General features: G+C 41.0%; 25 protein-coding genes. 18 read left to right on the top strand and 7 right to left on the bottom strand.

Features of this window, described 5'->3' with window-relative positions; translation table 11 throughout:
* Positions 1-11: 11 nt before the first annotated feature.
* From MTN96_RS11380 to MTN96_RS11365, 4 genes are all read left to right on the top strand, one after another.
* Positions 12-1,679 (top strand): methyl-accepting chemotaxis protein, encoded by a 1,668-nt coding sequence (locus MTN96_RS11380; protein WP_248531609.1) that lies wholly within the window; start codon positions 12-14, stop codon positions 1,677-1,679.
* 306 nt (positions 1,680-1,985) lie between these two features.
* Positions 1,986-2,459: a MarR family winged helix-turn-helix transcriptional regulator gene (locus MTN96_RS11375; RefSeq protein ID WP_052026274.1), complete on the top strand. Its 474-nt coding sequence runs from the start codon at positions 1,986-1,988 to the stop codon at positions 2,457-2,459.
* 146 nt (positions 2,460-2,605) lie between these two features.
* Positions 2,606-3,355, top strand: a complete 750-nt coding sequence (locus MTN96_RS11370) for a serine/threonine protein kinase (RefSeq protein WP_024033091.1) — start codon at positions 2,606-2,608, stop codon at positions 3,353-3,355.
* A 270-nt stretch (positions 3,356-3,625) separates the two neighbouring features.
* Positions 3,626-4,978, top strand: a complete 1,353-nt coding sequence (locus tag MTN96_RS11365; RefSeq protein ID WP_024033089.1) for a magnesium transporter — start codon at positions 3,626-3,628, stop codon at positions 4,976-4,978.
* Positions 4,979-5,020: 42 nt separating this feature from the next.
* Here MTN96_RS11365 and MTN96_RS11360 read toward each other — a convergent pair whose 3' ends face one another.
* The 4 genes from MTN96_RS11360 to MTN96_RS11345 form a co-directional block, all read right to left on the bottom strand.
* The gene (locus tag MTN96_RS11360; RefSeq protein ID WP_029774567.1) at positions 5,021-5,854 is read right to left on the bottom strand and encodes a mechanosensitive ion channel family protein; all 834 of its coding nucleotides are present in this window, start codon (positions 5,852-5,854) and stop codon (positions 5,021-5,023) included.
* 37 nt (positions 5,855-5,891) lie between these two features.
* Positions 5,892-6,611, bottom strand: a complete 720-nt coding sequence (locus tag MTN96_RS11355) for an LrgB family protein (protein WP_121637848.1) — start codon at positions 6,609-6,611, stop codon at positions 5,892-5,894.
* Complete coding sequence (locus tag MTN96_RS11350; protein WP_004586211.1) at positions 6,604-6,957, bottom strand: CidA/LrgA family protein; 354 nt, start codon at positions 6,955-6,957, stop codon at positions 6,604-6,606. Before MTN96_RS11350 ends, MTN96_RS11355 begins: the two co-directional genes overlap by 8 nt.
* A gap of 72 nt (positions 6,958-7,029) precedes the next feature.
* Entirely contained in the window at positions 7,030-7,821 is a 792-nt protein-coding gene (locus MTN96_RS11345; protein ID WP_248531608.1) for a crotonase/enoyl-CoA hydratase family protein, read from the bottom strand.
* Between the two features lie 249 nt (positions 7,822-8,070).
* Here MTN96_RS11345 and MTN96_RS11340 point away from each other — a divergent pair, with 249 nt between their 5' ends.
* The 3 genes from MTN96_RS11340 to MTN96_RS11330 all read left to right on the top strand — a co-directional run bounded on the left by MTN96_RS11340 (position 8,071) and on the right by MTN96_RS11330 (position 9,751).
* Positions 8,071-8,400 (top strand): HI1450 family dsDNA-mimic protein, encoded by a 330-nt coding sequence (locus MTN96_RS11340; protein WP_004586214.1) that lies wholly within the window; start codon positions 8,071-8,073, stop codon positions 8,398-8,400.
* 66 nt (positions 8,401-8,466) lie between these two features.
* On the top strand, positions 8,467-9,246 hold the full coding sequence (locus MTN96_RS11335) for a DUF481 domain-containing protein (protein ID WP_276537847.1): 780 nt from the start codon (positions 8,467-8,469) through the stop codon (positions 9,244-9,246).
* A gap of 16 nt (positions 9,247-9,262) precedes the next feature.
* Entirely contained in the window at positions 9,263-9,751 is a 489-nt protein-coding gene (locus MTN96_RS11330) for a hypothetical protein (RefSeq protein WP_004586216.1), read from the top strand.
* A 42-nt stretch (positions 9,752-9,793) separates the two neighbouring features.
* Here MTN96_RS11330 and MTN96_RS11325 read toward each other — a convergent pair whose 3' ends face one another.
* Positions 9,794-10,279: a peptidylprolyl isomerase gene (locus MTN96_RS11325; RefSeq protein WP_004586217.1), complete on the bottom strand. Its 486-nt coding sequence runs from the start codon at positions 10,277-10,279 to the stop codon at positions 9,794-9,796.
* Between the two features lie 12 nt (positions 10,280-10,291).
* On the bottom strand, positions 10,292-11,203 hold the full coding sequence (locus tag MTN96_RS11320; RefSeq protein WP_121637844.1) for a folate-binding protein YgfZ: 912 nt from the start codon (positions 11,201-11,203) through the stop codon (positions 10,292-10,294).
* A gap of 162 nt (positions 11,204-11,365) precedes the next feature.
* On the opposite strand from MTN96_RS11320, the gene MTN96_RS11315 reads away from it, so the two are divergent.
* Positions 11,366-11,617, top strand: coding sequence for a succinate dehydrogenase assembly factor 2 (locus tag MTN96_RS11315; RefSeq protein ID WP_004586219.1), 252 nt, complete (start codon positions 11,366-11,368; stop codon positions 11,615-11,617).
* Positions 11,610-12,029: a hypothetical protein gene (locus tag MTN96_RS11310; RefSeq protein WP_248531607.1), complete on the top strand. Its 420-nt coding sequence runs from the start codon at positions 11,610-11,612 to the stop codon at positions 12,027-12,029. Before MTN96_RS11315 ends, MTN96_RS11310 begins: the two co-directional genes overlap by 8 nt.
* Here MTN96_RS11310 and nadB read toward each other — a convergent pair.
* Complete coding sequence (gene nadB, locus MTN96_RS11305) at positions 12,004-13,614, bottom strand: L-aspartate oxidase (protein ID WP_024033085.1); 1,611 nt, start codon at positions 13,612-13,614, stop codon at positions 12,004-12,006. The two genes, MTN96_RS11310 and nadB, sit on opposite strands and share 26 nt — an antisense overlap.
* 245 nt (positions 13,615-13,859) lie before the next feature.
* On the opposite strand from nadB, the gene rpoE reads away from it, so the two are divergent.
* The 9 genes from rpoE to recO all read left to right on the top strand — a co-directional run bounded on the left by rpoE (position 13,860) and on the right by recO (position 21,737).
* Positions 13,860-14,441 (top strand): RNA polymerase sigma factor RpoE, encoded by a 582-nt coding sequence (gene rpoE / locus MTN96_RS11300; RefSeq protein WP_004586222.1) that lies wholly within the window; start codon positions 13,860-13,862, stop codon positions 14,439-14,441.
* Position 14,442: 1 nt separating this feature from the next.
* Complete coding sequence (locus MTN96_RS11295; protein ID WP_024033083.1) at positions 14,443-15,069, top strand: sigma-E factor negative regulatory protein; 627 nt, start codon at positions 14,443-14,445, stop codon at positions 15,067-15,069.
* Between the two features lie 4 nt (positions 15,070-15,073).
* Positions 15,074-16,024 carry a MucB/RseB C-terminal domain-containing protein gene (locus tag MTN96_RS11290; protein WP_054982697.1) on the top strand — a complete coding sequence of 317 codons (951 nt, stop codon included), beginning with the start codon at positions 15,074-15,076 and terminating at the stop codon, positions 16,022-16,024.
* Positions 16,025-16,043: 19 nt separating this feature from the next.
* Entirely contained in the window at positions 16,044-16,493 is a 450-nt protein-coding gene (locus tag MTN96_RS11285) for a SoxR reducing system RseC family protein (protein WP_004586225.1), read from the top strand.
* A 189-nt stretch (positions 16,494-16,682) separates the two neighbouring features.
* Positions 16,683-18,470: a translation elongation factor 4 gene (lepA, locus tag MTN96_RS11280; protein WP_248531606.1), complete on the top strand. Its 1,788-nt coding sequence runs from the start codon at positions 16,683-16,685 to the stop codon at positions 18,468-18,470.
* Between the two features lie 16 nt (positions 18,471-18,486).
* Positions 18,487-19,422 carry a signal peptidase I gene (lepB, locus tag MTN96_RS11275; RefSeq protein WP_004586227.1) on the top strand — a complete coding sequence of 312 codons (936 nt, stop codon included), beginning with the start codon at positions 18,487-18,489 and terminating at the stop codon, positions 19,420-19,422.
* Between the two features lie 2 nt (positions 19,423-19,424).
* Entirely contained in the window at positions 19,425-20,102 is a 678-nt protein-coding gene (gene rnc, locus MTN96_RS11270; protein ID WP_004586228.1) for a ribonuclease III, read from the top strand.
* Positions 20,092-21,024 carry a GTPase Era gene (gene era, locus MTN96_RS11265; protein WP_004586229.1) on the top strand — a complete coding sequence of 311 codons (933 nt, stop codon included), beginning with the start codon at positions 20,092-20,094 and terminating at the stop codon, positions 21,022-21,024. The genes rnc and era overlap by 11 nt, the downstream gene beginning before the upstream one ends.
* A gap of 20 nt (positions 21,025-21,044) precedes the next feature.
* Positions 21,045-21,737 carry a DNA repair protein RecO gene (gene recO / locus MTN96_RS11260; protein ID WP_024033080.1) on the top strand — a complete coding sequence of 231 codons (693 nt, stop codon included), beginning with the start codon at positions 21,045-21,047 and terminating at the stop codon, positions 21,735-21,737.
* The last annotated feature ends 14 nt before the right edge of the window (positions 21,738-21,751 follow it).

Here is a 21,751-nt window from a genome sequence, read left to right as displayed (position 1 = left end):
GTGGAGATTTAATGAGTAACTTAAGCTTGAGAAATAAACTTTTACTACTGGCTATTTTACCGTTGAGCTTGTTATTAATTAGCTTAATGGCCAGCTCGTACTATTTAGAATCGCAAAACCAGCAACAAAATTTTGAAACAATTAAATCTAAACTCATTAAAGACAAACACACGCTACTTGCCACTGAAGTGGAAATAGCAAGCAAGTTGGTACGCCATCAGTTAGATAACGGATCAACACAAAGTGTTAAAAATGTTCTTAGGGAGCTTACTTTTGGTGACGACGGTTACTTTTTTATTTACGACACACGTGGCGTTAGCGTGTTCCATGCCCTGTTAGGAAGTGCTATTGAGGGGCAAAATAAAATAGGGATGACAGACCCAAATGGTAAAAAAATAATTGTTGGATTATTAGAGCAAGCACGTAAAGGTGGCGGGGCATTTAATTACCATTTTCAAAAGCCAAATACCAACGGGTTAGTAGAGAAAATAGGGTATGCCGTAATGATACCAGGTAGCGATTGGATGATTGGTACGGGTGCCTATATGGATGATATACAAACAGAGCTTGCAAATTATAAACAAACTATGCAATCGCATACTCGCGAAAAAATAACCACCTTGTTATTAATTGCCTTATTTTGGGTTGTGGTTAGCGTAGTGGGCGCACTTTTAGCGTCTAACGCTATGGTTAAACCTATCCAAATAATGGGCCAAAGCTTAGATGATATTGCTAAAGGTGAAGGCGACTTAACAAAACGCTTAGCTATACATACGCACGATGAAATAGGGCAGTTGGGCGAATCGTTTAATGTGTTTGTTAGCAAGCTGCAAAGCATTATAAGTAATGTGGCTGATGTTACTAATGATGTAAAAAACGCCTCAAGCGATATTAATTCGCAAACAAAACTGTTTGAAAATAAACTGCTTAATCATAACCACGAAACAGATTTAGTTGCCACAGCGATTACCGAAATGTCGGCTACTTCTCACGAAGTAGCTAAAAATACCACGCAAGTTGCTGAGTCTACTCATACGGCAACGCTAGAAGTGGCAAAAGCGCAAGAGTGCGTAGATATTTCACTAAGTGAAGTTTCCAACCTCATGGGCGAAATTAACCTAGCTGCTGATCAGGTAAATTCTTTAAGTGAGCAATCTAAAAAAATAGACAGTGTACTTAGTGTAATAGGTGGCATTGCCGAGCAAACTAATTTGCTTGCACTTAACGCCGCCATAGAAGCCGCACGTGCCGGCGAGCAAGGCCGGGGTTTTGCCGTGGTGGCTGATGAAGTAAGGAGCTTAGCGAGTCGTACACAACTTAGTACCCATGAAATTAGTGAAATGCTAAGTGAATTACATAACTTAGTAGGCGCCGCGGTAAATGCCATGCAGGCGAGCCAAGCAAGTTGTAATCGCTCAGTTGAGTCATCGCGAGATATATCGCAAAGTTTAGGTGCTGTGACTACGTCGGTTACCACCATTAACGACATGAGTACGCAAATTGCAACCGCTGCAACAGAGCAAAGCTCAGTGACAGAAGAGATAAACCGTAATGTGTTTGCCATTCAAGAAATTGTTAATGAACTAACCCAAGCAAGTAAGGCCACCTCTGAGGTTAGCCAGCATTTAGCAGGGCGCGGCGAGAACTTAGGACAATTAATAGGGCAGTTCAAGGTTTAAAACGTCATTGCATAAACCACTACTAGCCGCAACTTATGTTGCGGCTTTTTATTTTAAATACAAAATGGTTTAGGGGCTGTTTGCTTTTTGAGGTTGAATTTTTAGTAAGGTACTTTTATTTGGTAAAGCTGTGCTTATATTTTAAGGTTGTTGCAGAGGCATAGGCGATAACGCAGTATTAACGCCAAACATGCCAGACCCTAGCTAGAACAAATTTTTATTTTTGAAAGTACGCTAACCCTAGGGAATTTTATTAATTATGTGTAGTCTATTACACGCATTTTGAATAAACAGAGTAACCCTTATATGCAACAAAGTATGCCTTCAGTACAAAACGCCGACCCCGAAACACTCGTAGCAGAGCAAGACCTAGGCCGGTTGATATCGTTTTTACGTTCAAAAATTGCTACACACATTGATGCCCAACTCGATTGTATGGACTTAACCTCTGCGCAATATATTGTGGTGGTGCTATTAGCGCGTGGCTCAGTAAACACATTAGCTGGGCTGAGCGATCATATGGTGTACGATAAAGGCGCGATGAGCCGTTTGTTAAAGCGTTTAGAAGAAAAAGACTTAATTGAAAAAACACAATGTGAGTTTGATAAGCGCTCTACACTTTTAAGTTTAAGTGATAAAGGTAAAGCGCTTTATCCGCAAATAATGCCCTTAGTAAATCAAGTGTACGAAAAAGCACTTAGCGGCTTTTCTGAAAATGAAAAACACAGCGTTATGGACTTACTAAACCGAGCAATAAACAACCTAGATACACCCTCATAAATCTCTAAAAAAGATTATCAACATTTTAGCGATACTGTTTCAATAAAAACTTAGCCTGCTAAGTACTAGATCTAATTGTGCGGCAAATCCAACTTTGCTAATATAGTTGCCTAGGCAATTAAAGTTATCATCTTGTTAGGTTTGTTATGATTGAAAATAAGTTGTTATCACAATTACAGCAGCAGTTTCCTGAGCATGTATTTATGCAACAGTATTTAAGTGTTGTTCATAAAGGGCGTTTTGCGAACGCAATTGTATACAGGTACAAAGATGATACGTTTGACTTAATAGTAAAAGACTTTAGCCAAAGCCCGTGGTTTATTCGTAAAACCTTTGCCAAGCTTTCTGTAAATCAAGAATTTAAAGGGTTGAGCCGCTTAGCACAGCTTGATGCAGTTGCTAATCGGTTTAGCCGTTTATCGCCGATAGCGGTGGCGTATGACTACATAGAAGGCACGCCGCTTAGGAGCTTAATACACCAGGGTGAGACGTTGCCTGTTGAATTTTTTATTGAGCTTGAACGCCAAGTTGCAAAAATGCACCGCCTAGGCATTGTGCATTTAGATTTACGTAATATGGGCAATATATTATGTGGTAGCGATGGCAAGCCTTATATCATTGATTTTCAGTCAACCATTAGCTTTTCGCGCTTTGCGCGTTGGTTGCAACGTTTTATGCGCGGCTCTGACATGTCGGGCGTATATAAAGCGTGGGATAAGCTAAGTAGTACACCTTTGCCGCGTGCTAAGCAGCAGTATTTACAGCGTTTTAACCATGTTCGTAAACGCTGGATATTTAAAGGCTACCCAATACAACGTGCATATGCATGGGGTGCTGCAATGGTCACGCAGTTTGTAGACTCTGACCTAATACGTAACTTAACCGATAGATTTTAATTCCCCTTTTTTCATTGTGTGACTTTGCCCATAACAGCTTAGCGTTATGGGCTTTTTTTTGGTTAAAAATAAGGCCAATAATTTCTTTTTTAATTTTTAAAATAAACAGTAGTATCGCTGGTGTTTTTACCCCTACAATGCGCAAAAATAATGAGCGCAGTTTCAACCATCAAAGCTTAAAACGTCTTAATAAGTTCAGGTTTTTTCTGCAATTTTTTATTGTTCAAGTAAACTATAAGCAATGTGCATTTTTAAATTTAAGGTTTCAAGATGATTGAGTATCCAGTCGACCAACTACCGCAGCTAATAAACGATTTATTACAATGCGAAACACACACGCAAAAAAGTCAGCTTTTAGCCGATGCACAGCTTAATTTATCTACTGAGCACCTATCGCTACTTTTTGAAGCCATCCCAAAAGAACAGCGTCTAGAAATTTGGCAGCTATTAGATAAAGACACGCAGCATGAAATATTCGTCACCCTGAGCGATGACAGCTGCTTATGGTTACTACAAACCTTAGATGATAGCGAGGCATACGCACTATTAGATGAAGTGAATGTTGAAGAATTACTTGAGCTTGAAGAGGTTATTCCTGAGCGCTTTGTTGATTATGCTAAAAAGCAACTCGATGAAGCACAAACGAAACAATACGATCTTGCTCAGCAGTATCCGCCTGAGCAATTAGGTCACTGGGTTGGTTTCGACTTTCTAAAAATAACTGAAAAAGCAACAATTGCAGGCGTTAAAAAATTACTGCACAAAGGTTTGCCGCAATACAGCGAAGTTGTGTATTTAGTTAGCCGCCAAGGCAGCCTAATAGGTGAACTTGCAGTAAATGATTTAATAAAAGCCGATGAAGGCGATAACCTATTGGCGCTGGCAAACTATGATTTTTCATCATTACATGCTGATGATGATTTATACGAAGCGGCAGAAGTGGTTATTCACAGTGAAAAAATGGCCATGCCGGTGGTTAATACCGATAACAAATTAGTCGGGCGTTTAACCATTAGCTCGGCATACGAACTACGCCAAGAAATTGCCGACGAAGCTGCTGCCAAAGCTGGTGGTTTACGCGAAGACGAAGACCTGTTTGCCAGTGTAAGAAAAAGTGCTAAAAACCGGGGAATTTGGCTGGGTATAAATTTAGCCACTGCGTTTTTAGCATCTTGGTTTATTGGCTTATTTGGCGCAACAATAGAGCAGGTTGTGGCACTGGCGGTACTTATGCCTGTGGTGGCCTCTATGGGCGGAATCGCCGGGAGTCAAACTTTAACGGTAATAGTGCGCGGTTTAGCGCTTGGCCAGGTAACCGACTCTAACCGCAATGCACTTTTAAAAAAGGAGCTACGGGTGGGGGCGGTGAACGGCTTAGTGTGGGCATTAGTGATTGGCGCGCTCACCTTTGTTTGGTTTAGCGACATAATGCTAAGCATTACAATTACCGTTGCTATATTGCTTAATTTAGTTGCTGCGTCGTTAGCTGGGGTTGTTATACCGTCTATTTTAGACAAAATGAAAATAGACCCTGCGCTTTCTGGCTCGGTAATATTAACCACGGTTACCGATATAGTTGGGTTTGTGACCTTTTTAGGGTTAGGCAGTTTATTACTGCTTTAAGCTATAAAACAACAAAGCCGCATTAAGCGGCTTTGTTTGTTATTAAGAAAGGTCGCGTTCTTTAATAGTAACCACCCGCTGCGGAAAGGGTATTTCTATCTCAGCGCTATTAATAGCTTTATAAACGCCTGCGTTAATAGCAAGCTTGGTTTCTATTATTTTGGTTGTAGGCACCCAATAGCGATAACTAATGGTTACGCCGCTATCGGCAAAGCGCTCTATGCCTACTTGAGAAATAGGGTTTTGAGCCACCTGATCATGAGCCTTTAATACTTCTTCAATAAGGCTAACAGCGGTATCAGCGCAGGCAGTATAGGCTATGTCTATTTCTCCTTTAACTAACGAGTAGCTAAACGAGTTGTGAATAATTTCACCCACTATGTGCTTGTTAGGAATAGTGATTTCTACTTTTTCTTCATCAATTAAAATGGTGTAACCCAGCTCAATTGTTTTTACTTGGCCGCTGACCCCTTTTACTTCAATGGTATCGCCTACCACAAAAGGGCGCGTGGCAATAATAGCAAGGCCTGCGCCATAGTTTGAAAGCATTCCTTGTAAGGCTAAACCCGCACCTAGAGAGGCAGCACCTATAGCCGCTACAAAGGGGGTAACACTAATGCCTATTTTGCCAAGTGCTATCACTACAACCATCACAATAAGCAATACTTTTACCACGTTACTGACAAAGCTGGTAAGCGTGATATCGACATTGTGACGAGCCATCAATTTAGCGACTAAATTTGAGAGTTTTTTAGCCACCCACAAACCCAGTATAAGAATAAAAACGGCACCCACAATTTGCATGCTGTAGGTAACTAAATACTCAGTGAGCATGGTGTAGTATTTTTCAAATTGTTCTATTTCAGAACTGATCATAGTGGGCTCTTTATATTGCGTAATTATTTTTTGCTAACTATAGCAAAGTGTTGACTAAAAAAGGATATAGCACGGGGACTATTATGGCGGTTAATAATGCGCTTAAAGCCATAGCAACCGAGGAAAACGCGCCTATTTTTGGGTGCTCGTCCAGTGCTGCTGCGGTGCCTATAGCATGGCACGCAGTTCCCATTGCTATTCCTTGAGCTTGCTGGTTATTAACACCTATCCACTTAATGAGCATTAACCCAAAGAGCGCACCTAGTAAGCCAATAAATATAACTAATGCTGCGGCAAGAGAGCTAATCCCCCCTAAAGACTCAGTAACTATTAACGAAATAGGCGTAGTTACACTTAATGCAGCTACGGAGGCGCTTAAATTGGCGGGTACATCAAATAAAATACTTAAAATAAAAGCCACCACAGTGGCGTTAATAATGCCTAAGCTACACGTGCTTACTATTAACAGTAGGTTTTTTCTGACATGTATAAACTGCTGATACAAAGGTAAGGCCAGTGCCACTATAGCAGGCTCTAATAGCCAACTAAGTAGTTGGCTATGCGTGGAAAAATCAGCATAAGGTAATTTTAAATTAACAAGTACTAAGGCAATAATCGCAATACTTAAAAACACCGGGTTGGTGAGCGACTTTACTATGCTGTGCTGCCAGTGTTTATTAAACGCTCTTAATAGTAAAAACAGCAAAATAATAGCGGGAGTTGTTAAGTACCATAGCGTAAGGTGCAGCTCAGTCATTGTTATTTTTACCTTTAACATAGCCAACAACACTGCTTACCAGTAAAAGCGTACTGGCAGGGACGAGCAAAATAACCAAAACCAAATAGGGCCAATGCAGCTTAATAAGTGCAATGTGCTCGATAAATCCTACCCCCGCGGGTATAAAAAATATTGGCATAATATTTAAAATAGGGGAGGCCGAGGGTTTAATATGGTGCTCTTTCACTACACCTAACAGTAATAAACTCAGTAAAATAACCATGCCAAGGAGCGGTGCAGGGAAGCTGCCACCAATTAAGTGCATTATTAATTTAGCACACCCTAAGCACAGTAAAATAATTGCACTGCTAAGCAAGTACTTCATGATAATGGCTCATTAATATAGAAAGAAATTAACGTTAGCAAATACGCACTATTATTAAATACTAATTTAGTCTTACCAGCGTTTTGAATTTGCATAGCTTATATCTGTTTTCCCTTTTGCTTTGGCAATTGCTTTTTTAGTATTAGGATTGAGTAACAAGCGAATTTGGCTAAACGTTTCTTTAGCTAAAATTTGTCGCTGGTTTGTTGTGTAGCTTTGCTGAGTAACGCGCTTTATCGCTGCCAGTGTATCGGGGGAGCGCTCACGTAATATATTTAACATGCGCTGTGTGGCCTGTTCGGTATTGTCTGTAAGCTCTGTGACTAACCCCAGCTCGTAGGCAGTGTATGCACTAATCGGGTTGGCGTGGCTTGCCAGCCACAGTGCTTGGTCGCGCTTTAATAAACCAGCAAGCACTACATTAGCACCCATATCGGGGCATAACCCCCAACGCGCTTCCATAATGGCCAGTTTTGCTTGGGTATCAACAATTCTATAGTCGGCGCCCAATGCTATTTGTAGCCCACCCCCTAAACAATTTCCATTTATTTGCGCAATCACAGGTACGCTTAACGATTGCCAGCCCAGTACTACTTTTTGCGCTAGGTTTTGATTGCCAGGTAGCCATTTTAGCAACAGCCTAACAATGTTTAATGGTGAGGCCATCACTGCAGCCACATCAAGCCCAGAGCAAAAATGCTCACCATCACCTTTTATCACTACGGCGCGAACACTTTTATCTTTTTTTATACGTTTAATAGTGCTGTTTAATTGCATGAACATATCAAAGCTAAGTGCATTTTGTTTTTCTGCGCGGCTTAAAATAACGTTAGCAATGCCTTGTTGTATTTCTAGTTTTATCATTGCGCTCTCCTATTATTATGTGTTTGAGCTTATGATGTACGCCTTACTAAGTAAAGTAACGGTTTGTTTTATAATAAAAAATAAATTGAATTATTTTTAACTTTTTTAGTCAAAGCACTTTGAATCTTATTTAAGCTTAACTGCGCATGAGCTGGTAACAAAAAAGTCATTATTTTTAGCTGTTTTTTCTCAAAACACAGATGAGTTTTGATATTATGTGCGCACTTAAAATGCATTGAGGTTTTACCCATGTCAGGCCCACGTTTATATAGCGAAGAAGAAGTTACCCATCAAGCGTACGATATTTTTTTAGAGCTGGCGCCAAATAATCTTAGCGAACAAGATGTTGAAGACTTTAACGAATACCGAGAAGAACTTGGGTTTATTGAAGAGGGCGAGCCTGATGAGCAATGGCAAGACTTTGTAGCACTTGAAATAGAGCCGGAGTTATTTGTGCAAGTGCTAGTGGGGTTAGAGTTTGAAAACGAAGATGTGTTATTTGCAAAAATTTTAATTAGCCGTGATAAAGACGCGCCGTTTTGTCATATTTTGTGGAAAGAAACAGAGCACGCTGAGTAAGCAGTTTTGTTTGTATGTGCAAGAGAGTTTACCGTGCATAAGTATTTACTATTCGTGTTTTTAATAATGAGCAGCCGCTGTTGGGCTGTTGATCCATTTGAAGACTTTCATGAATATGGACAACTCTCTGATGAAGAAATTCACGAGCTACATAAAGGCGAAATGCTCTATGGCGATACGGAATTTGGCTTGATTTTAAGTAAGGGTAATACTAACTCTACCAGCTTTAAGTTTAGAGGAAATTTATACCAAGACTTCGAAAATTGGCGTAACCAATTTAAATTAGACACCTTGTATAAACGAGATCAAAACGAAGATACAGGGCAAACCGATGTAACGGCAGACCGTATTTTTGTCTCTGCACAGGGTAACTACAAAGTGGGCGTTAAAAACTCTTCATTTTTTATTTACGGTGACTACGAAGAAGATAAATTTAGTGGCCTAGATTACAAAAGTACGGTGGCTACTGGCTATGGTGCCAGAGTTTACCAAGGTGTAAAAAATAAAGTAGATATTGATATTGGCCCAGGTTTATATCGCTCCGTCGCTGATGATGAGTCAGAGGTAAGCGAAGAAGATGAAAACAAAACCGGTTATTTAGTTCGTATTGCAATGCAGTGGGAGCGTTTGGTATCAAAGCGCACGCGCTTTAATCAAGATGTGAGTATTGAGCAGTCTTTGTCGGGGTTAAATTCGCGTTTGAAGTCAGAAACCGCTTTGATTAGCCAAGTCATAGGTGCGGTATCGTTAAAGTTTGCCTACATGTATCGTTATAATTCAAAACCTGAAGACGATAACCTTAAATACGACTCAGAATTAAGCGCCACGTTGGTGTACAGTTTTTAATAATAAAGAGAGCGTTATGTATCAGCATAAACAATATGCGGTGTTTATATTTTTTGTTTTAGCATGGATAGGCGGCTTTGTAGCCCTCGCCTGGAACTTAATGGGCGCCGATGTGCCATTAATGGTATTTGCCGGTGTATTGGTTTTAGTCGGCTTTTTGTTTCATGGTTTAACCGTAAAAGTTGATGAGCAAACAATTAGTTGGGCTTTTGGCCCTGGCGTTGCGGGGCAACGATTAGCACTTGCGGACATAGTGGAGGCTAAAGCGGTGCAAAACTCTTACCGCCATGGTATTGGTATTCGTATTACGCATGATGGGTGGGTGTATTCTGTATCCGGGTTTAGTGCGCTACAGTTAACCTTAAAAGACGGTACTAAGTACCGAGTGGGAACAAATGATCAGCAAGGCTTATTACGTGCGCTTGAGGGTAAAATAACACCCAGTGAAACCCCTTTAGAGGAACCGGCGCCAATAAAAACCGCGACCTACAACAATATGTTATAAAAAAAAGCGCCTTAGGCGCTTTTTTTATAAACGGCGGTATGATTAGTGATCGTGACCACAACCGCCTTCACCGTGCACGTGGCCGTGCGCAAGCTCTTCTTCGGTTGCTTCGCGCACCTCTAAAATTTCTACATCAAAATTAAGGGTAATACCCGAAAGCGGGTGGTTGCCATCAACTATAACGTCTTCATCTTGAATCTCGATAATCATCACAGATTGATCACCATCATCAGTCGACGCTCTAAATTGCATACCCACTTCAATCTCCATGCCATCAAACATCGACTTAGGCACCGCTTGCATTAGGTTATCGTGACGTTCGCCGTAGCCTTCTTCAGGTTCTACTTTTACATTTAATGTATCACCGGCTTGCTTGCCTTGGAGTGCATTTTCAAGCCCTGGGATTAAGTAGCCTGTGCCAATAATAAAAACCAGTGGCTCGCCATCAAAAGAGTTATCAATGGTATTGCCATCGTTATCCAGTACTGAATAATGCATTTTTACTACTGTGTTTGGTGCAACGATCATAGTCATTCCTATTTATTCATCTTCAAGAGAGTAAGGTAGAGGCAGAATGCTTAGCTCTACCTGAGGGGTGTGCTTTGCACGAAGTACGTGTGTACTTGGTGTATCGTTTGGCAGCACAACAAGGCCAAATAAGGTTTGGCTATTTTCGTTATAGCTTTGGGCAATTAGTTTACCAGCGCGACGCCAGTTTTCGCCCACTTGGGTTTCAAGCTCTGGCTCTTCAAGTAGGCCATCGCTTTTACCTGTAACAATATACATAGCGCGTTTGTTTTTACCTAGGTACTTCATACGGGCAACCGTTTCTTGGCCGGTGTAACAGCCTTTTTTAAAACTAATGCCGTTAATCGCTTGAAGGTTTACCATTTGTGGTACGTATTCGCCAATGGCGTCATTATTTAATTGTGGTTCGCCCGCTTTTATAGCGGCTTCTTGCCATAGTGCGCAGTTATCTAATGTAGACACATCATCTGGCATACTAAATTGGCTATCAACCATTAGTAAAACGCGATTTGGCGCTAACTTAAGGGCTTTACCACTTGGGAAGTCACAGGCCGTTTGGTCATCAGAAAAACGAATATCAAGTTTTTCTAGTACTGGGGTTAAATCGTCACTGATCAACCCGATTAATCTGTTCGTAGAAACATCAATATCTACTTTGGCAAACACAGCGTATTTTTTTAGCTCACTGAGCGACTTCTCTACCTCAGGCTGTGAACCTGCTAAGTAGTAGCTATCTTGGTGAGAAAATAATTTAAATACACCCCACAACTTGCCTTTGGCACTGCAGTGACCAGCCCATAAATAATTGCTGTTAGATAGTTTATTGAGATCTTGAGTGATTTGTCCGTGAAGATAAGACAATTTATCCGCACCGGTTAGGCTAATAAGTTGGTGAGATAACGGACATGCATAAACGCTCGACATAAAAACCTTCTGTGCAATACAAATGAGTAGACATAATAACGCAGTTATAACCTAGGGTACAGCAACGAAGGCGGGCAGTTTTTTATTATTTGAACACAGATTAATAGCTGCTAATTAGGCGGGTATTTGTTAAACTCGGGACAATTAAGTATGAGGTTTAAAATGACTGAAATTCATAGTAAAGCACGTATACGCTGGGCTTGTCGCCGCGGCATGTTAGAGTTAGATGTTTTGTTTATGCCATTTGTAGAGCAGGCGTATGATTCGTTAAATGCACAGCAACAGGCTGTATTTCAGCGTTTGCTAACCCAAGAAGACCCTGATTTATTTGCATGGTTTATGGGCCATGAAGAATGTAAAGATGCTGAGCTTAATACCATGGTATCGCTAATTTTAGACCGAGTTCGTGTATAGGTTTACGGTAGTAAATAATAAAGCAGAACAGCGGCCTGTGGTGCTGTTTTTCTGCTTATTAAGTGTGGTACTAGGGCTTTATTTAAGCTCTTTTTTTAGCATTGTTGTTTGTATAACTGTAAATGCAATTGCGTTTTGCTGGGTATGGCAAAAAATAGTGGCCATTCACCCTGAAAGTGGCGTTATTATTTTAGAGCCTAAGCAAATACGCTTTGAAAACGAAAATTTAAAGGTTCAGGGGCAAATAACCCCTAAAACAAAAATATTAAATACCAGTGTGTGGTTACACATTAAAGGTTTTAATAAACGCCAATGGCTTATTATTTCAGCTAATGGCGTAAATAAGCAAAGCTACGCACGTTTAAAGCGCGTAGCATTGATTGCCATTAATGGCGAGGTGGAATCAAAATAGTGGGTGTTGGGTTTTCATTTTGCTCAGGATAGTCAATCGTATAGTGAAGGCCGCGGCTTTCTTTACGCTGCATTGCACTTCTAATTATCAGCTCGGCTACTTGCACTAAATTACGAAGCTCCAATAAGTTATTACTTACTCTAAAGTTTGCGTAATAATCATGTATTTCTTGTTGTAATAACTCAACACGGTGCAGTGCTCGTTCTAGGCGTTTAGTTGAGCGCACAATGCCTACATAATCCCACATAAATAACCGCAGTTCGTGCCAGTTATGGGTAATAACAATTTCTTCATCAGAATTACTGACTCGGCTTTCATCCCAACTTGGCAGCGCAAGTGGTGCTGGCGCATGCTCAAGTTTACTTAAAATATCTTTAGCGGCAGCGTGAGCAAATACAATGCACTCTAATAATGAATTGCTCGCCATACGGTTAGCGCCGTGCAAACCTGTGTAGGCGACTTCGCCTACAGCGTATAAGTTATCTAAATCGGTTTTCCCGTTAAAGTCGCTCATTACACCGCCACACGTATAATGCGCGGCAGGAACAACCGGGATGGCTTCTTTGGTTATATCAAGCCCTACACTTAAACACTTTGCGTAAATAGTAGGGAAGTGCTCAATGATAAAGTCTTTATCTTTGTGGCTAATATCTAGGTATACACAATTTGCACCTAAACGCTTCATTTCAAAGTCGATAGCACGGGCTACTATGTCGCGCGGTGCCAGCTCTTCTCTATCGTCAAAGTCTTTCATAAAGCGAGTGCCGTCGGGGCGCTTTAAATACGCTCCTTCACCGCGCATAGCTTCGGTAATTAAGAAGTTTTGTAGCTCTGGATGATAAAGGCTAGTGGGGTGAAACTGGTTAAATTCCATATTGGCTACCCTACAGCCTGCACGCCACGCCATGGCAATACCGTCACCGCTAGATACATCAGGGTTTGAAGTGTACAAATACACCTTGCTTGCCCCCCCTGTTGCGAGCGCTACAAATTTAGCTGAAATAGTTTCTACTTTTTTTGCTTTTTTATTCCACACGTACATGCCATGAATATGCGAACCCGGCTTACCTAAGCTTTTATCACTAATCAAATCGATGGCATTGTATTGCTCGAGCAAGGTAATGTTTTTATGCGCTTTAACTTGACTAATTAACGTGGTTTGTACGGCCTTACCAGTGGCATCGGCTGCATGTAAAATACGGCGATGGCTGTGTCCGCCTTCGCGGGTTAAATGAAAGCGCTCTTTTCCTTTGCTATCAAACTCCATATCAAAAGGAACGCCTTGCTCAATGAGCCATTGTAAACACTGATGCGCATTACTTGCAGTATAATGCACAGCTTCTCGGTCACATAAACCACCGCCGGCATCAAGGGTATCTTCAACATGTGATTCTATGCTGTCGTTTTTTTTATCAAATACTGCGGCAATCCCGCCTTGTGCATACAGTGTAGAGCCTTCGGTGAGGGCACCTTTACTGATCACAGTAACATTACAATAGTTAGCTAAAGACAATGCAAGAGATAAGCCCGCCGCGCCGCTACCGATAATAGCGACATCAGCAATATGATGTTTATTTTGGTTCATGTCAGAGGTACTTTGCGGTTACAATGCTCAAATTAGAGCAATATTTGTTTTTAATAATGTAGTTGTATCATATTTGTCATATTACTACGTAGTGATTTTAATGGCTTAGCGCCGTTATTTACGACTATTTTATAAAAAAATAATATTAAGCAGAACTTTTTATTCATAAAGAGGTCAGAGTATTTGTGAACAATGGCGACACTATGAATAACCAGCAAGAATCAAACAGAGGAGTACCGGCTCGAATGAGCGAGCAGGAATTAGATTTAGCGCTTGTAAAAAGGGTCCAGCAAGGAGATAAAAACGCCTTCAACCTATTAGTAAAGAAGTATCAGAACAAAATTGCAGGGTTAATTTCACGTTATGTGTCTAACCAAGGCGATATTGCAGATGTAGCACAAGAGGCATTTATTAAGGCCTACCGTGCACTTCCAAACTTTAGAGGTGATAGTGCCTTTTATACGTGGTTATACCGTATTGCCGTTAATTGTGCTAAAAATTATTTAGTAGCTCAGGGCCGTAAACCGCCAGCAAACGATATAGACGCTGAAGATGCCGAGTTTTATGACGGTGCGGATTCGATGCGTTCGAACGCATCGCCTGAAAACTTACTGTTAAGCGACGAAGTACGCGCTGTTATTTTTAATACGATTGATAGTTTGCCTGAAGACCTTAAAACCGCGATTACCCTAAGAGAAATCGAAGGGATGAGCTATGAAGAAATAGCCGTGGTAATGGATTGCCCTGTTGGGACAGTACGTTCGCGTATTTTTAGAGCCCGAGAAGCAATAGATAATAAATTAAACCCATTAATAGGCGAGTCTTAGTATGACAAAAGCACACGTTAACAAGTTGGATAGCGAAACGTTATCAGCATTACTTGACGGCGAACAACACCTTGCAGAGGGTAAAATTTCTGATCAGGATGTTGCTACGTTTGGTCGATATGCGCTAATTGGTGATGCGATGCGTGCTCAAAAAAATAACAACGACATACACATCGATATAAGCGATAACATCGCCTTAGCACTTGAAAGTGAGCCTGTGTATGCCGATTTCACCCAATCGACAGCAAACAAAGCGCCTGATACCGAGCACAGTGAAGCGCAGCAAGATAACAAAGTAGTGGCGTTTAATTGGCGCAAGCCGGTTGCACAACTTGCTATTGCTGCAAGCGTAGCTATGTTTGCCATTGTTGGCGTAAATACCTTGCCGCAAGGTGCGGGCGAGCAAGAAAGCGAAATTCCGCTTTTACAAACTACCCCATTAACAGGTATGGCGTCGCCGGTGAGTTATTCTTCAGAACCTGCTCTTGAAAACGCTGAGCAAGGTTTACGCGAATTACAGCAACAACGCATTGGCGCGTTAGTTTTAGAGCATCAACGTCAAGCACGTGTTGCACACTCTTTGCAAACAGCGCAAAATAGTGACAAAGCGCAAGAGGAAAAAAACTAATTAAATGAAAGTAATCACTTTTGTTCTGTCGTTAGTATTAAGCTTTAATGTTTTTGCTAACGACACAAATCCCGCCAAAGATTTATTACTAAACATGGCGAATGCAGTGCATACCCGTAATTTTGACGCCTCTTTTGTGGTGGTAAAGGGTAAAGCCATGGAACCTTACCGTTGGGTGCATGCAAAGCAAGGTGAAACAGAGCTTGAGCATTTAAGTTTACTTAATGGCGCGGGCTTAGAAATGGTGAGAATTAACGACCAAGTAACCTACTTTGAACCGCAATCGCAGCCATATTCTATAAATACAGACTCCATTGCTGGGCCAATACCTGAAGTATTATTTAAAGATATTGAAGCGCTAAGCAGCCAATATGATTTTGTGCTAGGTGGTAAAGGCCGTATTGCAGGGCGAGCGGCGCAACTGGTGAGAATAGAATCAAAAGATGAATACAAATATAACTATTGGATTTGGCTTGATACAGAGTCATCGCTGTTATTAAAAGCCGCTTATGTTAACCACCAAGGTGAAGCATTAGAGCAGCTACAGTTAACCCATATTAGCGTAACAGAGCAACCAGCACCGATGATTTTAGAAGTGCTCAACCGTAATTTTCCAACGCCGTTACCAGGTAACGCACTGGAAGGTGAAAAAAGTAATGCCACAAACTGGCGCATTGGTTGGTTACCTAATGGCTTTAAATTACTAAAATCAGACCGCCATAAACTTGATTTAAACAACGAACTTACTGACTATTATTTATATTCTGATGGGTTTGTGGAAATTTCTGTTTTTGTACAGCGCCCCCTACCAGGTCGCCGCTTAAGCGGATCATTAACTTCTGGCGCAACGACAATTTATGTGCATAATGGCGGAAACTTTGATGTATCTGTTGTTGGTAATGTGCCAAGCCAAACCGCAAAGGCAATTGCTGAGTCAGTGACTCGCGCATTATAAACAATTCGTAAGGGTTGTTATGATTGAACAAACACTTACAGTGGTTGCCCTAGATGGCACCACTGCCCACTTAGAAGCCCAGCAAAAAAAAGCCTGCGAAGGGTGTAATGGTCGCTGTGGCTCGCAAGTCTTTGCCAAACTCTTTGGTAGCGATAAAAAAACCTTTCCCTATCAATTTGATACTCCTGTAGAAGTGGGCCAAAAAGTAACGCTTTCATTAGATGATTCGCATTTAGTCAAACATGCTTTTGCTGTATACATGCTGCCTTTATTTTTAGGATTAACGCTTGCATTTATTAGTGCCGAATTACTACTTTTAGCGCAGGGATGGCAAATATTATTCGCCGCTTTGGGCGGTGTAGGTGGTTACTTTTTAGCTAAAAGCAAAGTGAAAACACTCAGGCATGATGTAAAAGTGATAAAAATTCATCCAATTAGCCTTCCTTTAACGCAAATAGATGGTGATTAAGGCCAATTAAATGTAAAATTGCCGTTTTATACCAGAGTAACTTGGAAATACAGGGTAAAAAGGCAATCAAAAATTTGATTATCTAAAGCGCATTTAGCCACTTATATAGCACTTATACCCAATAAGTATTTTCAAGTCACTCAGGTGTTCGTACTTAGCCTATTAAAATAGAAGTTTAGAATCCAGTTTATGAAGCATATCCGTAATTTTTCGATCATCGCCCATATTGACCATGGTAAATCGACCCTTTCAGATCGTTTGATCCAGGTTTGTGGTGGCTTAACAGACCGCGAAATGCAAAAGCAAGTGTTAGATTCAATGGACATCGAGCGTGAGCGCGGTATTACCATTAAAGCGCAAAGTGTAACGCTTAACTACACTGCTAACGATGGCGAAACCTACCAACTTAACTTTATCGATACACCAGGGCACGTTGACTTTACTTATGAAGTTTCTCGCTCTTTAGCGGCATGTGAAGGTGCGCTTTTAGTTGTTGATGCCGGACAAGGTGTTGAAGCACAAACGCTGGCAAACTGTTATACCGCCATTGAAATGGATTTAGAAGTAATCCCTGTTTTAAATAAAATAGATTTACCGCAAGCCGATCCGCTTCGTGTAGCAGAAGAAATTGAAGACATTATTGGTATTGATGCCCTAGACGCTGTGCAATGTAGTGCAAAAACAGGTGTTGGTATTGCTGAAGTACTTGAAATGATTGTAAAGGATATCCCACCACCGGTAGGTGAAAAAGATCAACCTTTGCAGGCGCTTATTATTGACTCGTGGTTTGACCCATACCAAGGTGTTGTATCACTAGTGCGTATTAAGCACGGTGAACTACGTGCCGGCGACAAAATAAAAATAATGTCGAACGAGCAAGTACATACAGCTGATCACGTGGGTATTTTTACCCCTAAACAAACCAACACGGGTATTTTACGTACCGGCGAAGTAGGGTTTGTTATTGCCGGTATTAAAGAAATACACGGCGCCCCAGTGGGCGATACGATTACGCATCAAAAAAATGCGGCACCAGCGCGTTTACCAGGCTTTCAAAAAATTAAGCCGCAAGTATATGCAGGTATGTTCCCAATTGCCTCTGATGATTATGAATCGTTTCGCGATGCACTTAATAAACTAAGCTTAAATGATGCGTCGTTATTTTTTGAACCTGAAAATTCAACAGCACTGGGTTTTGGTTTCCGCTGTGGCTTTTTAGGTATGCTACACATGGAAATTATTCAAGAGCGTTTAGAGCGTGAATACGATATTGATTTAATTACCACGGCACCTACTGTAATCTACGAAGTAGTAACCAAAGAAGGTACGAGTCAAATTGATAACCCGTCTGACTTACCGGCGGTTAATGATATTATTGAAATACGCGAACCAGTAGTAGAGGCAAACATACTTGTACCGCAAGAGTTTTTAGGTAGCGTTATTACTCTGTGTGTAGAAAAGCGTGGTATGCAAACTAAAATGAGTTATCACGGCAAGCAAGTCGCTGTAACTTATGAGCTACCTATGGCTGAGGTGGTTATGGACTTTTTTGATAAATTAAAGTCAACCAGTCGTGGTTTTGCATCGCTTGATTACAACTTTAAGCACTTTCAAACATCAGACATGGTACGTGTTGATATACTTATCAATGGTGAACGTGTTGATGCACTCGCTATAATTGTTCACCGAGACAGTGCACAATCACGCGGCCGCCAACTTGCTGATGCGTTAAAAGAGCTTATTCCGCGTCAAATGTTTGATATTGCGATTCAAGCTGCAATAGGACAACATGTTATTGCCCGTACTACGGTTAAGCAATTACGTAAAAATGTAATCGCTAAGTGTTACGGTGGTGACGTGAGCCGTAAGAAAAAGCTACTGCAAAAGCAAAAAGATGGTAAAAAACGAATGAAGCAATTGGGTAACGTAGAAGTACCGCAAGAAGCGTTTCTAGCTATTTTGAAAGTTGGTAAATAAAAACAAAGGATTATAGATGGCTGGTTATTTCTCAGTTTTATTGGTGTTATTAACGTTAGGCTCAGGTTTAATATGGTTAATTGACCACCTAATGTATGCGCCAAAAAGGCAAGAGCGTTTGGCGCTTGCCCAAACATCTGCCGGTGGCCAGCTTGATGAAGAAACAGCGGCGTTAATAGCACCTGAGCCGGCAATTACAGAAACTGCAAAATCGATTTTTCCGATGATTGCAGCTATTACTATTTTTAGGTCGTTTATTTTTGAGCCTTTTCAAATACCGTCAGGTTCAATGATGCCAACCTTGTTGGTGGGCGACTTTATTTTAGTACAAAAGTACTCGTACGGGATTAAAGACCCAGTATGGCGTAGCCAGCTTGTAGATGTAGGCGAGCCTGAACGCGGCGATATTGTTGTTTTTAAATACCCGTTAGATGAGCGAGTAGATTATATAAAACGTGCTATTGGTTTACCGGGCGATAAAATTGTTTATCGTGATAAGCGTTTATATATTCAACCTAATTGTAAAGAAGGCGAGACCCAGCAGGGTGACCTACTTTGTAATGAGTTTAATAAAATTGATTTTAAATTAATTAACGATAATGAGTTTAAACAAGGCCAAATGTCGCTTGCCCGAGTAAATGAAGATTTAACGACACTCAAGCACGACATTTTAATCAACCCACGCGCACCTGAACGTAAAGGGCGTTACTATCAGCAACCAGGTACTCCTTCGGATGAATGGACTGTACCAGCTGATCATTATTTTATGATGGGTGATAACCGCGACAACAGCCAAGATAGTCGCTTTTGGGGCTTTGTACCAAAAGAAAACTTGGTGGGTAAAGCTGTCTTTATATGGATGAGTTTTGAATTTGAGAATGGCCCAGATGATGTTTTACCAGGATGGGTTCCAACTGGTGTTCGTTTTGAACGCCTAGGTAATATTCAGTAACAATGAAAAAAAATGTAACAGAATTATATAAACGAATTGGCTACGAATTTGCTGATCAAGGTTTACTTGAACAGGCAATGACGCACCGCAGTCATAAAGGTCAGCACAACGAACGCTTAGAGTTTTTAGGCGATTCAATTTTGAGCTTTGTTATTGCCAATGCTTTGTACGACAAATTTCCAAAAGCGCGTGAAGGCGATTTAAGCCGTATGCGCTCTACGCTTGTGCGTGGCCAAACTCTTGCTGAATTTGGGCTAGAGTTTGGTTTAGGTGACTACTTGCGCCTTGGGCCGGGTGAGTTAAAAAGCGGTGGTTTTCGTCGTGAATCAACATTAGCTGATGCTGTAGAAGCCATTATAGGGGCTGTGTTTTTAGACTCAAACATAGACCGCTGTGGCGAGCTAATTTTAGCGTGGTACGAATCTCGACTTGATGCTATTTCACCAGGGCTTAATCAAAAAGATCCTAAGACCCTGCTGCAAGAGTATCTACAAGCGCGTAAGTTATCTTTACCGGGCTACACCGTTGTTGATACCAAAGGTCAAGCGCACAATCAAACGTTCACGGTTGAATGTATAGTTGAAGGTATGGATAGCATTATTTCTGTTGGTAGCTCGCGCCGTAAAGCCGAACAAAAAGCTGCCGAAAAAGCATTGAAGATACTAAAAAATGAATCTTGATACCTTAATACAGCCTCATGAAGGTGATATTGATACGTTTTGTGGCATGGTTGCCATTGTTGGCCGCCCTAATGTAGGTAAATCAACATTGCTTAATGAAATCATTGAGCAAAAAGTAAGTATTACCTCGCGCAAGCCACAAACAACTCGCCACCGTATTATGGGTATTCATACAGAAGGGCAACACCAAGCTGTTTATATTGATACGCCGGGCTTACACGTTGAAGAAAAGCGCGCTATTAACCGCTTAATGAACCGTGCTGCATCGAGTTCAATTGGTGATGTAGAGCTTATTATTTTTGTTGTTGAGGGCACTCACTGGAATGCCGATGACGAAATGGTACTTAATAAAGTATCGCAAAGTGGTAAGCCTGTTTTACTTGTTATTAATAAAATAGACCAAGTAAAAGACCGCGATTTAGTATTACCGCATATGAAGATGCTTGGCGACAAATTTGATTTTGTGGGCATAATGCCGGTATCGGCAACGCAAGGTAAAAACGTTGATTTAATTAAAGCCGAAGTAACTAAACGCTTACCACCGTGCGAATTTTACTTTCCTGATGACTATGTCACCGACCGCTCAATGCGTTTTATGGCGGCAGAAGTTATTCGTGAAAAGCTAATGCGCTTTATGGGTGAAGAGCTGCCGTATTCTGTTACTGTAGAAATTGAGCAGTTTAAATGGCAAGAAAACGGTGTTTGGCATATCAACGGGTTAATTCTTGTTGAGCGTGAAACCCAAAAACGCATGGTAATAGGTAACAAAGGCGAAAAGCTTAAAGTGATTGGCCGTGAAGCCCGTAAAGACCTTGAAGAAATGCTCGATAACAAAGTGTTTTTAGAGCTTTGGGTTAAAGTTAAATCGGGTTGGGCAGATGATGAACGTGCCTTAAGAAGTTTAGGCTATGGCGAAGATTAGCCAGCATTTAGCCAACTAATATGGATAGCGACTTCTACACAGCGTACCTATTACATCGGCGTCCTTATAGCGACTCCCAAGTAATGCTCGATATGCTGGTAGAAGGCGTAGGCCAGCTTAGAATGCTAGCCAGAGTGAGTGGTCGCCAGGCCACTAAACACAAAGCACAATTACAGCCTTTTCAGGCACTGCTTGTTCATTACAGTGGCAAGTACGATTTAAAATACATTAATAAATTTGAGCTACATGGTAATCCTTTATATTTAACAAAGGATAAGCTTTACTGTGGCTTTTATTTAAATGAGCTGACTAACCGCATTGTGCCGGTAAACGAGCCACTTGAACAAGTGTTTGAGCTCTACAAAACTCACCTAGAGAACTTAAATAGCGATGTCGATTTACAATCGGTGCTGCGCTCATACGAATTTCAACTATTAGAGTTGTTGGGTTATGGCGTCGACTTTAGCTTTGATGCCAGTGGTGAGCCAATTGATGAAAGGCAAACGTATAGTTACTTTCCTGAGTTGGGTTTTTTGATGCAACAAGATACGCGCTCAGGTTTTAGCGGCGCGCAGCTCAAAGCGATTGCTAATCATGATTTTAGCCAAAGCGATGTACTCTATATGGCAAAACAATTAAGCCGTTATTTACTAAAACCTTTACTGGGTAATAAACCATTAAAAAGCCGTGAATTATTTATGGCCTCTCAATAAACATATTTTACAGG

It is taken from the genome of Pseudoalteromonas sp. 2CM28B (genome assembly GCF_023161935.1).
The sequence above is the reverse complement of the archived record's forward strand: the minus strand, read 5'-3'. Positions and strand labels throughout refer to the sequence as shown.

Bases quoted from the DNA above. Each gene is read 5' to 3' on its own strand.
- MTN96_RS11335 (WP_276537847.1), top strand. From the start codon at position 8,467: ATGAGCAGCCGCTGTTGGGCTGTTGATCCATTTGAAGACTTTCATGAA.
- recO (WP_024033080.1), top strand. From the start codon at position 21,045: ATGGATAGCGACTTCTACACAGCGTACCTATTACATCGGCGTCCTTAT.
- MTN96_RS11350 (WP_004586211.1), bottom strand. From the start codon at position 6,957: ATGAAGTACTTGCTTAGCAGTGCAATTATTTTACTGTGCTTAGGGTGT.
- MTN96_RS11380 (WP_248531609.1), top strand. From the start codon at position 12: ATGAGTAACTTAAGCTTGAGAAATAAACTTTTACTACTGGCTATTTTA.
- MTN96_RS11330 (WP_004586216.1), top strand. From the start codon at position 9,263: ATGTATCAGCATAAACAATATGCGGTGTTTATATTTTTTGTTTTAGCA.
- era (WP_004586229.1), top strand. From the start codon at position 20,092: ATGAATCTTGATACCTTAATACAGCCTCATGAAGGTGATATTGATACG.
- MTN96_RS11315 (WP_004586219.1), top strand. From the start codon at position 11,366: ATGACTGAAATTCATAGTAAAGCACGTATACGCTGGGCTTGTCGCCGC.
- MTN96_RS11290 (WP_054982697.1), top strand. From the start codon at position 15,074: ATGAAAGTAATCACTTTTGTTCTGTCGTTAGTATTAAGCTTTAATGTT.
- lepB (WP_004586227.1), top strand. From the start codon at position 18,487: ATGGCTGGTTATTTCTCAGTTTTATTGGTGTTATTAACGTTAGGCTCA.
- MTN96_RS11355 (WP_121637848.1), bottom strand. From the start codon at position 6,611: ATGACTGAGCTGCACCTTACGCTATGGTACTTAACAACTCCCGCTATT.
- MTN96_RS11375 (WP_052026274.1), top strand. From the start codon at position 1,986: ATGCAACAAAGTATGCCTTCAGTACAAAACGCCGACCCCGAAACACTC.
- MTN96_RS11360 (WP_029774567.1), bottom strand. From the start codon at position 5,854: ATGATCAGTTCTGAAATAGAACAATTTGAAAAATACTACACCATGCTC.
- MTN96_RS11285 (WP_004586225.1), top strand. From the start codon at position 16,044: ATGATTGAACAAACACTTACAGTGGTTGCCCTAGATGGCACCACTGCC.
- nadB (WP_024033085.1), bottom strand. From the start codon at position 13,614: ATGAACCAAAATAAACATCATATTGCTGATGTCGCTATTATCGGTAGC.
- MTN96_RS11365 (WP_024033089.1), top strand. From the start codon at position 3,626: ATGATTGAGTATCCAGTCGACCAACTACCGCAGCTAATAAACGATTTA.
- MTN96_RS11340 (WP_004586214.1), top strand. From the start codon at position 8,071: ATGTCAGGCCCACGTTTATATAGCGAAGAAGAAGTTACCCATCAAGCG.
- MTN96_RS11345 (WP_248531608.1), bottom strand. From the start codon at position 7,821: ATGATAAAACTAGAAATACAACAAGGCATTGCTAACGTTATTTTAAGC.
- MTN96_RS11370 (WP_024033091.1), top strand. From the start codon at position 2,606: ATGATTGAAAATAAGTTGTTATCACAATTACAGCAGCAGTTTCCTGAG.
- MTN96_RS11325 (WP_004586217.1), bottom strand. From the start codon at position 10,279: ATGATCGTTGCACCAAACACAGTAGTAAAAATGCATTATTCAGTACTG.
- MTN96_RS11295 (WP_024033083.1), top strand. From the start codon at position 14,443: ATGACAAAAGCACACGTTAACAAGTTGGATAGCGAAACGTTATCAGCA.
- rnc (WP_004586228.1), top strand. From the start codon at position 19,425: ATGAAAAAAAATGTAACAGAATTATATAAACGAATTGGCTACGAATTT.
- lepA (WP_248531606.1), top strand. From the start codon at position 16,683: ATGAAGCATATCCGTAATTTTTCGATCATCGCCCATATTGACCATGGT.
- rpoE (WP_004586222.1), top strand. From the start codon at position 13,860: ATGAGCGAGCAGGAATTAGATTTAGCGCTTGTAAAAAGGGTCCAGCAA.
- MTN96_RS11320 (WP_121637844.1), bottom strand. From the start codon at position 11,203: ATGTCGAGCGTTTATGCATGTCCGTTATCTCACCAACTTATTAGCCTA.